Genomic DNA, 11,513 nt, shown 5'->3' with positions numbered 1-11,513 from the left:
AGAGTTACTGTCTGGTCTGGGTTGTTGTATGGGAGTGATCAGCGTGTGCGCAGGCTGTTGCGGTTTCCGGAACCCGGGGTTCTGCCGTTCCCGGTACAGGATCATAACCGCCTTCCGCCCAGGGATGACACCTTAACAGACGCCTGATTGCGAGAAATAATCCTTTTAGCGCGCCATGGTGGTTTATGGCTTCAACGGCGTATTGTGAGCAGGTGGGGTAGTGGCGGCAGTGACTTGCCATCAGCGGGCTGATTGCATACTGGTAGAAGCGGATGGGCAGAAGCAGGAGCTTGCGCATTAACCCGTTCCTCGATTGGCAGTTTCCGATGGTGCTGCCCGGGATGGCTGAGATTGAGCGTACTTTTTCCTGAGACGTCGCCAGAGGTCATCCATGGATGCCCGAACCGAGTGGTTGTCCAGGGAAACCAGCCCCTGGCGTCCCAGAACCACAAGATCCAGGCCGGGCAGGTCCGTCTGGTGACGGAAACTTTCCCTGACCTGGCGCTTTACCCGGTTTCTCTGGACTGCAAGCTTCAGGTTTTTCTTCGAGAAGATCAAACCGATCCTGGCGTGACCGAGATTGTTCGGTGTCGCCAGGATCAGAAAATTCCGGTGTGGAACTTTCAGCTGCACGTCGTTGAAAACTTTGCCGTAATCAGCAGGTCGCAAGAGACGATGTGATTTCGGGAAACTCAAAGCCTTCATGAGGCAATCAGAGCTTACGCGGACAGACGTGCGCGGCCCTTGGCACGACGACGGGAAATAACCTTGCGACCGTTGGCAGTAGCCATACGGGCACGGAAACCGTGAACGCGCTTACGCTTCAGGACGCTTGGTTGAAACGTTCTTTTCATGGTGATGATCTCACAATTCGTAAGTTGGAAATTCAGTAACTGGCTGGAAAATGAACAGCCAAAACAGGAGCGGCATTCTATGCAAATACCGGTGGGAATTCAATGCTTATTGCTACGGGGTTATGCGCATGCCCTAAATTCGGAATCGGCCAGGTCAGCTAATAAATTCAGTAAGTCTTTTTAGAATTCTTTTAAGGATTAATTATTACTGTTATTAGTACCGCAGGTTTCTGTGGATAAGCGAGGAAAATATTAGAAAAACAGTTCGTTGGGCGGTTTATAAGGGTATTGATAAGGCACCCTGAGATCTGTGGACGATGGCAGGGTGAAATGTGGGTAAGTCGTTTTCGAAGCGAGGTTCAAAGTTATCCCCGGTTGCATCCCGTGGTTCCTAACAGGGTTAAACCCGGGCTGTACACACAGGGCTGTGGGTAACTTTCATTGCAGGAATTTTCTGTACACAAGGTTGTAGGTAAGTTCGTAAAAAATTGAAATATAAAGAAATAAATTTCCACAGGCTGTTCATGAACTGGCTTTAGCCCTTTCACTGGAGGGCTGGTCGGGTTAGAATTCGGGGTCATCTCACAGGACAGGAAGTCCCTTGTCCGTTCAGAGACATTTCAGGGTTATCGGGAGCAGGCTGTCGTGCCAAACAGTATGTGGCATCAATGTCTTGAAGTACTCCGGGACGAGTTTCCCGCACAACAGTTCAATACCTGGCTCAGGCCCCTGCAGTCCGATCACCGGGAGGGGCAGCTGATGCTGTTCGCCCCAAACCGTTTTGTCATGGATTGGGTGAACGAAAAGTACCTGCGGCGTATCGAAGAGGTGCTCAAGGATTTGAACGGTGGTCAGGCTCCCCGGGTCAATATGAAAGTGGGTTCTGCACCCCGTGAAGGCGAACCGGTCAAACGGTCGGAAACACCTGCCCGCGTTAACGGTCAGGTTCAGGAAGAGGCCGGCAGCCGGGTAACCGAAGAAGAGAAAGGCGTGGCCGCCACCGTTGCATCGACACCATCCGTGCGCCCGAAGAGCGGCACCCAGCGGCGTCCGGTTCAGGTCGAAGGTGACATCAAACACCAGAGCTTTCTCAACGAGGGGTTCACCTTCGAAACCTTTGTGGAAGGCAAATCCAACCAGCTGGCCCGTGCTGCATCCATGCAGGTGGCCGAGAATCCGGGTGGAGCCTACAACCCTCTGTTTTTGTACGGCGGTGTTGGTCTTGGTAAAACACACCTGATGCATGCGATCGGCAACGAAATTGTCCGTCGTAACCCCAAGGCGAAGGTGGCCTATCTCCGGTCGGAGCGTTTTGTCGCAGATATGGTGAAGGCATTGCAGCTCAACGCCATCAACGAGTTCAAGCGCTATTACCGTTCAGTGGACGCGCTGTTGATTGATGACATCCAGTTCTTCGCCCGCAAGGAGCGTTCCCAGGAAGAGTTCTTCCATACTTTTAATGCGTTGTTGGAAGGCGGGCAGCAGGTAATCGTTACCTGCGACCGGTTTCCGAAAGAAATTGTGGATATGGAAGAGCGACTCAAATCGCGGTTTGGCTGGGGCCTGACGGTGATGGTTGAGCCGCCGGAACTGGAAACGCGGGTTGCCATTTTGATGAAAAAGGCCGATCAGGCCAACGTGAAGCTTAGCAGCGAAGCGGCCTTTTTTATTGCCCAGAAGATTCGTTCAAACGTTCGGGAGCTTGAAGGCGCACTTCGTCTGGTGATAGCGAATGCTCACTTCACAGGTTCTGAAATCACACCGCCGTTTATCCGGGAAAGTCTGAAAGACCTGTTGGCGCTGCATGAGAAACAGGTGAGCATCGACAACATTCAGCGCACGGTGGCGGAATATTACAAGATAAAGGTGGCCGATCTGCTCTCCAAGCGCCGGACTCGAACGGTAACCCGGCCAAGGCAGGTCGCCATGGCGTTGTCGAAGGAGCTGACCAATCACAGCTTGCCGGAGATTGGTGATGCCTTTGGCGGGCGTGACCACACCACCGTATTGCATGCGTGCAAGAAAATCGTGGAGTTGCAGGAGACTGATCCGGGCATCCGCGAGGATTATCAGAATTTTATGAGACTGCTGACCACCTGATGCCGGGCGTTGGCGAACAACATTCACCCTTCCAACATAAAGAAAGCTGAGTGCCATGAAACTGACGATCAGCCGTGAATCCCTGCTTACCCCGCTGCAAAGCATTGCTGGCGTGGTGGAAAAGAAACAGACCATGCCCGTGCTCTCCAACGTCTTGCTGGTGGCCGAGGACAATACCCTGACCCTGACCGGTACCAATATGGAAGTGGAACTGGTGGCACGGGTAACACCGGTGCATGTAGATCAGCCCGGCCGGATTACCGTTCCGGCCCGCAAGCTGTCCGATATCTCCCGGGCCCTGGGTGACGAAGCGCCGATGGAGCTGTCGCTTGAAGGCGATCGGTTGCACCTGCGGTGTGGCGCCAGCCACTTCACTCTGTCGACCCTGCCGGCGGAGCACTTTCCGAATGTGGAAGACGAAGACGAGAGCTTCCGTCTGGAATTGCCCCAGAAAGAACTCGGCCGGATGCTCGATGCCACGGCGTTCGCCATGGCTCAGCAGGACGTGCGCTACTACCTGAACGGACTGTTGCTGGAAGTGGACAAGGATCATGTGCGGACGGTAGCTACCGACGGCCATCGACTGGCCATGGCACACCTGGAACTGGCCACCAACTGCCCGGAGCTGCGTCAGGTTATTGTTCCGCGCAAAGGGGTACTGGAACTGGCCCGGTTGCTCGATGATGTTGAAACACCGGTGACCCTGGTTATTGGCGATAACCACCTGCGCGCGACGGTCGGGTCTTACACCTTCACCTCGAAATTGATTGAAGGCAAATTCCCCGATTACAATCGCGTGATTCCGCGCGGGGGCGACAAGGTGGTCCTGGCGGACCGCGCCACCTTGAAGAATACCCTGCAACGGGCGGGCATCCTGTCCCACGAGAACATCCGCGGCGTGCGCCTGAACCTGGCATCCAATGAACTCCAGGTATTTGCCAACAACCCCGATCAGGAACAGGCCGAAGACGCGCTGCCGGTGGACTACCAGGGCGAATCCCTGCAAATCGGTTTTAATGTAGGCTATCTGGTGGATGTCATGAACGCGCTGGATGAGGACCAGGTAAAAATAACCCTGTCGAATCCGAACAGCAGTGCGTTGATAGAGGCACAAAACGATAACCGTTGCCTCTATGTTGTCATGCCCATGAGGCTGTAGGAGGAGATGAGATTGATGAGTACCGTAACGAACGGAATCAAAGGCGCCTTCAGGATTGGCCAGACTGTGTCGGTACTCGGGCGCACCGGGATCAACTGGCTGCGGGGGGAGCGCCCTCCAACGCCCCGGCTGTTGAGACAGACGTTTGAATCCCTGGGTGCAACCTACATCAAACTGGGACAGTTCATTGCCAGCTCCCCGACGTTCTTTCCGAAGGAGTATGTCGAAGAGTTCCAGCACTGCCTGGATAGAACACCCAACCTGCCCTTCGGTGTGATCAAGAGAATTATCCGCGAAGAGCTTGGCCGGCCGCTCGAGGAAGTCTATTCAGAAATCGATCCGGTGGCCCTGGCGTCCGCATCAATTGCCCAGGTTCACGCCGCGCGTCTGGTTTCCGGCGAAGAAGTGGTGATCAAGGTTCAGAAGCCGGGTGTGGAAAACATTCTCTTAACCGATCTGAACTTCCTGTACCTGTCTGCCCGTATTTTGGAAACTCTGGCACCGAAACTGTCCTGGACGTCCATGTCCGGTATCGTTGAGGAGATCCAGCGGACCATGATGGAAGAGTGCGACTTCATCAAGGAAGCGAACAACCTGAAGGTGTTCCGGGAGTTTCTGCACGATACCCATAATGAAGATGCGGCAGTACCTAAAGTCTATGATCAGTGCAGTACGCGGCGGATCCTGACCATGGAGCGGTTCCACGGTGTGTCCCTGACCGATCTGGAAAGCATCCGTGGTTACGCGCGTGACCCGGAGCGGACATTGATCACGGCCATGAATACCTGGTTCTCCAGTCTGACCCAGTGTGAGTTTTTCCACGCGGATGTTCATGCCGGTAACCTGATGGTCCTCAAGGACGGGCGGGTTGGTTTTATCGACTTCGGAATTGTGGGTCGTATCAAGCCGGATACCTGGCAGGCGGTCAGCGATTTTATTTCATCTGTTATGGTTGGGAATTTCGAGGGAATGGCCGATGCGATGATCCGCATTGGTATTACCCGCCAGACGGTTCGGGTAGATGATCTGGCCAGCGATTTGAGACGGCTCTACCAGCAGATGGATCGGATGGTGCCCGACGAGGTTCCCTATGAGGCGGAGCAGGCAGAAGATGATGTTAATCATATCCTGATGGATATGGTTAAGATCGGCGAAAGCCACGGCCTGCATTTTCCAAGGGAATTCGCTTTGCTACTGAAACAGTTCTTGTATTTCGATCGCTACGTTCACATCCTTGCACCGGAAATGGATGTGTTCATGGACGAACGGTTGAACATGCTCCACTGAGGCTGTCGCCTTGAGCGATTGGCTTTTGTACACTAGGGCAGCGTTACCGACGGGAAGGTAACGCTGCCTTTTTCGTTAAACGGTTTTGTGTTGTTTCCTGCCCTTTTTGCCCCCTTCGAGTTTGCTTTTCTATGGCGCTTGTAAAATTCCAGACTGAGAACTTTCGCAACCTGTCGTCGGCGCCGGTCAGCTTTTCATCTTCGTTTAATCTTCTTTATGGAGAAAATGGAAGCGGTAAAACGAGCGTGCTGGAAGCCATCGGTTATCTGGGATTGGGCCGTTCGTTTCGGGTGAACAGGCACCAGGCAGTGGTGAGCCATGGCGAACAACGGCTGACGGTGTTTGGTGGCCTCGACCATGGGTTGGACGCACGCAATCATGGCAGCGAGACCGATCTGGTGCATCGTCTGGGAATATCCCGGGATGTGGGTCAGAAGGAAACTATGTTACGGGTGGATGGTGAGGCGGTCAGGAGCCTTTCTGCCCTCGCCAAGCATCTGCCGGTATCTGTGATCGACCCTGGTGTATTTGATGTGGTGGGGGGTGGACCCGGGAAGCGGCGTCAGTTTCTGGACTGGTTAGTGTTCCACGTGGAACCTTCCTTTGGATCTCTCTGGCAACAATGCCAGAGAGTGACTTCACAGCGGAATCAAACGCTGAGAAATGGTAGACTAGACGAAGCTTTAATGCGTGTCTGGGATCATCAGTACGCTACTCTGAGTGAACGTATTGCTGAGGCCCGTGCCGGCACCTTTCGCCGGTTCAAGTTGGCTTTTGAAAAGCTGGTTCAGGAAGTAGAGGTACCCTGGACCGAAGGTCTGAAGCTCGAGTATTACCCGGGCTGGGATGTCAGTCGGCCGCTGGCAGAATTACTGGTAGACCATCGTGATCAGGAGCGGAAGGTCGGGCACACGTTGTATGGTCCGAATCGCGCAGACATCCGGTTGAGGTTTCAGGGCAGGCCTGTTGCCGAAACGTTCTCCCGGGGCCAGCAGAAAACGCTGGTGATTTTAATGAAGATTGCCCAAGGCATGGTGTTGAGTGACATGGGCAAGCAGGTGACCTTTTTGCTCGATGATATTAACGCCGAGTTGGACGAAGGCCATCGTGCCATGCTGGCTATCAGGTTACAGGCATTACGTTGTCAGGTGTTTATCACGTCGATTGAGCGTCCCATAGTGGATCAGCTCTGGCCCGAGGGTAATGCACCGGATTACAGATTGTTCCACGTGGAACATGGCAAATTGACGGAAGAATAAGACCGGTGCGAAGAGCAAAGAATGCCCCGGCCTATCACGCTTCAGGAGTTTCCGAATGAGTGAATCGAACTATAATTCCTCCAGTATCAAAGTCTTGAAAGGACTGGATGCGGTGCGAAAGCGGCCCGGCATGTACATCGGGGATACCGATGATGGCACTGGTCTGCACCACATGGTCTTTGAATTGGTGGATAACTCCATCGACGAAGCGCTTGCGGGCTACTGCTCAGAGATTGGTGTGATTATCCACCCGGACGAATCGGTAACCGTGAAAGACAACGGCCGTGGCATCCCGGTGGACCTCCACGAAGAGGAAGGCGTTTCAGCTGCGGAAGTTATCATGACCGTGCTACACGCCGGCGGTAAGTTCGACGACAACTCCTACAAGGTGTCCGGCGGTCTTCACGGCGTGGGCGTCTCGGTGGTGAACGCCTTGTCCTCTACCCTCACCCTGACCATTCGTAGAGACAACAAGGTTTACGAGCAGACCTACACCCACGGGGTTCCCAATGCGCCTCTGGCAGCTGTCGGCGAGACTGACGCCTCGGGTACCAAGGTGCATTTCATTCCCTCGCCGGAAACCTTTACCCACATTGAATTCCACTACGACATTCTCGCCAAGCGTCTGCGTGAGCTTGCATTCCTGAACAGTGGCGTGCGCATACGTTTGACCGACGAGCGTTCGGGCAAGGAAGAAGTCTTCCAGTACGAAGGTGGCCTGCGCGCCTTTGTCGAGCATCTGAATTCCAACAAGACCCCGATCAACCGCGTTTTCCATTTTAATCGCGAGCGCGAAGACGGTATCGCAGTGGAAGTGTCCATGCAGTGGAACGATGCTTTTCAGGAGAACATCTACTGCTTCACGAACAACATCCCCCAGCGCGATGGCGGCACACACCTAGCCGGCTTCCGGGCGGCCCTGACCCGTTCCCTCAATAACTATATCGAGCAGGAGGGTCTGGGCAAGAAGGCGAAAGTTGCGACATCCGGTGACGATGCCCGGGAAGGTCTGACCGCTATTATCAGCGTCAAGGTTCCGGACCCGAAGTTCTCCTCACAGACCAAGGACAAGCTGGTTTCCTCCGAGGTGAAGACTGCGGTTGAGCAGGAGCTTTACCAGAGTTTTGCGGAGTATCTGCAGGAGCAGCCGAACGAAGCCAAGCTCATCGTCAACAAAATGCTAGAAGCCGCCAGGGCTCGTGAAGCCGCCCGCAAGGCGCGTGACATGACTCGCCGCAAAGGCGCCCTGGATATCGCGGGTCTGCCCGGCAAACTGGCAGACTGCCAGGAGAAGGACCCCGCCCTTTCCGAGCTGTACATTGTGGAGGGTGACTCGGCCGGTGGTAGCGCAAAACAGGGCCGTGACCGCAAGACCCAGGCAATCCTTCCGCTGAAAGGTAAGATTCTGAACGTGGAAAAAGCCCGCTTTGACAAGATGCTGTCCTCTGCAGAAGTGGGCACCCTGATTACGGCTCTGGGCTGTGGTATCGGCCGGGAAGAATTCAATCCCGATAAACTGCGTTACCACTCCATTATTATCATGACCGATGCGGACGTGGACGGTTCCCACATCCGGACACTCCTGCTGACCTTCCTGTTCCGTCAGATGCGTGAAATCATCGAGCGTGGCCATGTCTTTATCGCCATGCCGCCGCTTTACAAGGTCAAGCGTGGCAAGCAGGAGCAGTATTTGAAGGACGAGAAGGCCAAGGAAGCTTACCTTACCCAGACTGCTCTGGAAGGTGCCCAGCTCTATGTGAACCCGGAAGCGCCGGCGATCAAGGATTCCGCTCTGGAAACTATGGTCAAGGACTATCAGGCGGTCATGAACATGATTGGGCGACTGTCCCGGGCCTACCCGGCCAAGGTGCTGGAGCAAATGCTTCAGAACGTCACGCTCAAGCCTGAGCACCTGAAGGAAGAAGCTGCCGTCGCTCGCTGGGTTGCGCGTCTCGGTGATGGCCTGGATCTGGATACCCGCACAGGTACCAAATACACCTTCTCGGTCACCAAGGATACCGAGCGTGCGCTGTATCTGCCGAAGGTAACCATCTACGTGCATGGCATTCCCCACGAGCATGTATTCAGCCATGAGTTCTTCGAATCATCCTCGTACGCAGCGATCGCCCGCATGGGTGAAACCCTGGACGGCCTCATTGAAGACGGCGCCTATATCCAACGTGGCGAGCGCAAGCAGCCGGTTCTGTCGTTCGAAGGTGCCCTGGACTGGTTGATGAAAGAGGCCCAGCGAGGTTTGAATATCCAGCGCTATAAGGGTCTGGGCGAGATGAATCCGGAGCAGTTGTGGGAAACCACCATGGATCCGGAGACCCGCCGTATGATGAAAGTGACGATCGAAGACGCTATTGCGGCAGACCAGATCTTCACAACCCTGATGGGCGACGATGTCGAACCGCGTCGTAACTTCATTCAGACCAATGCTCTGGAAGTGACCAACCTGGACGTCTGATCACGACTGTCCGAAAGGCACAAAAAAAGCGGCGAAGGCTCAAATCTTCGCCGCTTTTTTTGTTTTCGATCCTGTTCGGCAACGACCCCTGGAGGTTTTATTTACCGGTGCTCGATTCCGACGATTCGTTTCTCTCCCTCTCTTTCTCGGCCAGATGCGGTGCCATCACTTCTTCCAGCGTGTACCCGGTCAGCCGGCGGATGGTGCGCCAGAGATAATAAAAGATCAGCATCATCATAATCATGGAAGGAATGGCGATCATGGGATAGCTCACCAGGGTCATCCGACCAAGCTCTTCATTGAACGCCTCAGTACCAGACGGGCTGACCACGATCCATTTGGCAATCACGTAGTTCATGATGGATGAAAACAGGAAGGTGCCCGCAAAGAAGTAACTCGCCTTGAGCAGGCGGGCCTCGAATTCCTCAACCCGATTGCGTTCTTCAAGGGTCTTATGGATCTTATCGACATCCAGAACACTTGGGTTATACAGAAGGGTGCGTACCAGAGGGTACTTGGTTCGTGTCGAAGCCAGTACCGCCAGACCTATAATCGCGGGAATCGCGGCTTCCTTGATGGCTAACCAACCCGCATCCAGCTCAAGCAGGCCAATGCCGCCGGTCAGCCCGACACTGACCAGACCGAGTACCGCAATGAAGTTTTTCTTGCGGTACTTGATCAGTTCGAACAACCCCCAGCCCAGTGGAAACGCCAGGCCGATGACCAGTGCGTTCACGCTGCCCAGATGTTCTTCGCCACTGAACTTCATCAGGATAACGGATGGAATGATAATGCTGACCAGCAAGTCGACCCAGGGCCTTGGCTTGTGGTCCGGAACGTTGGCGGAGCTCGGAGACGTCATGTTCTAGCCTGATTGGTGAAACTGGAGCAGGCCGGAAGGCACTGCCGGAGTAGTCTGGGCAGTATACGATGAATCCAAGTGCGGACGTAACCGCTGTACCCGCACAAACAAGCGGTGGTTTGGCTGAATAGATGCTTTCCAAACGAGCATAAAAAAGCCGGGCTTATGCCCGGCTTTTCTGTTTCCTCATGAACGTCAGAGCCGTTCAGGCACCCACTTCCTTGAGGCTTTCTTCCACAATCGCCAGTCCTTCTTCCAGCACCTCGTCTTCGATGGTGACCGGCATCAGGAACCGCAAGGTGTTGCCGTACATACCACAGCTCAGGAGAATCAGACCCTTCTCCTTCGCCTTCTTGGTTACCGCCGCTGCCAGTTCCGGCTTGGGTGTGCGGCTTTCCTTGCTTTCCACCAGCTCAAACGCAGCCATAGGACCGAGATTGCGCACATTGTCGACGTGGGCAAACTGTTCCTGCCACTGGCTGAAACGCTGCTTCAGTTTTTCGCCCAGCGCCTGAGACTTGCCGAGGATGTCCTCTTCCTTGAACACGTCGAATACTGCCAGGGCTGCTGCACAGGCGGTCGGGCTGCCCGTGTAGGTGCCGCCCAGAGAGTTCGGGCCGGACGCGTCCATGTACTTGTCGGTACCGACGATGGCGGAAATCGGCATGCCATCAGCCATACTCTTGGCCATGGTCATCATATCCGGCTCAACGCCACTGTGCTCGATGGCAAACATCTTGCCGGTCCGGCCAAAGCCGCTCTGCACTTCGTCTGCGATCATCAGGATGTCGTTTTCGTCGCAGATCTTGCGGATTTCCTTGAGGAAGCTGGTCGGTGCCGCGTAGAAGCCGCCCTCACCCAGCACCGGCTCGATGACGATCGCTGCGGTGTTGTGGGCCGGGGAATCGGCTTTCATGGCCATTTTCAGGCCACGCAGTGCTTCATCTTCACTGACGCCGTGGTACGGGACCGGGTAAGGCGCACGATAAACGGTGCCGGGCATGGGGCCGAAATCCGTCTGGTACGGCGCTGCCTTACCGTTCATGGCCATGGTGTAGAAGGTCCGGCCGTGATAACCACCGTCGAAGCAGATGACGTTGGTCTTGCCAGTCGCCGCACGGGCGATCTTCATGGCGTTTTCCAGGGCCTCGGCACCGGAGTTGGCCAGCATTACCTTGGCGTGGCCACGCACAGGAACCACACCGCTGAGCTTCTCCGCCAGTTTCACGTAGCCCTCATAGGGCATAACCGTTTGGCAGGTATGCATCAGCTTGTCCAGCTGTGCCTTGACCGCTTCCACCACCTTCGGATGGCGATGGCCGATATTCAGTACGCCAATGCCGCCGGCGAAATCGATCATGCGCTTGCCGTCTGCATCCCACAGCTCTGCATTCGTTGCATGGTCGGCAAACTGTTCATTGGGACTTGCCGCGCCCGCCGCAACGTAGCGTTCTTTGAGTGCCTGCAATTCTTTATTGCTCACTTTGCCATTCTCCCTGGGTTCAGGTTCGAAAGTTTCACC

Annotated in this window: 10 protein-coding genes; 5 read left to right on the top strand and 5 right to left on the bottom strand. The window is 54.9% G+C overall.

The genetic code is table 11. The features are described 5' to 3' along the window. Nucleotides 1-4: 4 nt before the first annotated feature. The 3 genes from yidD to rpmH are packed head-to-tail and all read right to left on the bottom strand — an operon-like array spanning nucleotide 5 to nucleotide 854. Nucleotides 5-298: a membrane protein insertion efficiency factor YidD gene (gene yidD, locus CFB02_RS14895; protein ID WP_088558616.1), complete on the bottom strand. Its 294-nt coding sequence runs from the start codon at nucleotides 296-298 to the stop codon at nucleotides 5-7. After that, on the bottom strand, nucleotides 298-705 hold the full coding sequence (gene rnpA / locus CFB02_RS14890; protein WP_088558615.1) for a ribonuclease P protein component: 408 nt from the start codon (nucleotides 703-705) through the stop codon (nucleotides 298-300). The genes yidD and rnpA overlap by 1 nt, the downstream gene beginning before the upstream one ends. 14 nt (nucleotides 706-719) lie before the next feature. Next, the gene (gene rpmH, locus CFB02_RS14885) at nucleotides 720-854 is read right to left on the bottom strand and encodes a 50S ribosomal protein L34 (RefSeq protein WP_008172542.1); all 135 of its coding nucleotides are present in this window, start codon (nucleotides 852-854) and stop codon (nucleotides 720-722) included. A 645-nt stretch (nucleotides 855-1,499) separates the two neighbouring features. Here rpmH and dnaA point away from each other — a divergent pair. The 5 genes from dnaA to gyrB all read left to right on the top strand — a co-directional run bounded on the left by dnaA (nucleotide 1,500) and on the right by gyrB (nucleotide 9,129). Further along, entirely contained in the window at nucleotides 1,500-2,954 is a 1,455-nt protein-coding gene (dnaA, locus tag CFB02_RS14880) for a chromosomal replication initiator protein DnaA (RefSeq protein ID WP_088558614.1), read from the top strand. Nucleotides 2,955-3,009: 55 nt separating this feature from the next. Further along, nucleotides 3,010-4,113 carry a DNA polymerase III subunit beta gene (gene dnaN, locus CFB02_RS14875; protein WP_088558613.1) on the top strand — a complete coding sequence of 368 codons (1,104 nt, stop codon included), beginning with the start codon at nucleotides 3,010-3,012 and terminating at the stop codon, nucleotides 4,111-4,113. A 15-nt stretch (nucleotides 4,114-4,128) separates the two neighbouring features. Further along, a complete protein-coding gene (locus CFB02_RS14870) occupies nucleotides 4,129-5,400 on the top strand; it encodes an ABC1 kinase family protein (protein ID WP_088558612.1) in 1,272 nt (423 codons plus the stop codon). A 131-nt stretch (nucleotides 5,401-5,531) separates the two neighbouring features. After that, the gene (gene recF / locus CFB02_RS14865) at nucleotides 5,532-6,659 is read left to right on the top strand and encodes a DNA replication/repair protein RecF (protein ID WP_088558611.1); all 1,128 of its coding nucleotides are present in this window, start codon (nucleotides 5,532-5,534) and stop codon (nucleotides 6,657-6,659) included. A 55-nt stretch (nucleotides 6,660-6,714) separates the two neighbouring features. Beyond that, nucleotides 6,715-9,129, top strand: a complete 2,415-nt coding sequence (gene gyrB, locus CFB02_RS14860; protein ID WP_088558610.1) for a DNA topoisomerase (ATP-hydrolyzing) subunit B — start codon at nucleotides 6,715-6,717, stop codon at nucleotides 9,127-9,129. 97 nt (nucleotides 9,130-9,226) lie between these two features. On the opposite strand, the gene CFB02_RS14855 is transcribed toward gyrB, so the two are convergent. After that, complete coding sequence (locus tag CFB02_RS14855) at nucleotides 9,227-9,991, bottom strand: VC0807 family protein (protein ID WP_088558609.1); 765 nt, start codon at nucleotides 9,989-9,991, stop codon at nucleotides 9,227-9,229. 205 nt (nucleotides 9,992-10,196) lie between these two features. Further along, on the bottom strand, nucleotides 10,197-11,474 hold the full coding sequence (gene gabT / locus CFB02_RS14850; protein ID WP_088558608.1) for a 4-aminobutyrate--2-oxoglutarate transaminase: 1,278 nt from the start codon (nucleotides 11,472-11,474) through the stop codon (nucleotides 10,197-10,199). Nucleotides 11,475-11,513 lie beyond the last annotated feature (39 nt).

The sequence above is a fragment of the Marinobacter sp. es.042 genome (assembly GCF_900188315.1).
Classification (GTDB): domain Bacteria; phylum Pseudomonadota; class Gammaproteobacteria; order Pseudomonadales; family Oleiphilaceae; genus Marinobacter.
Note: the sequence above shows the minus strand (reverse complement) of the source record. Positions and strands in the feature narration are given on the sequence as shown.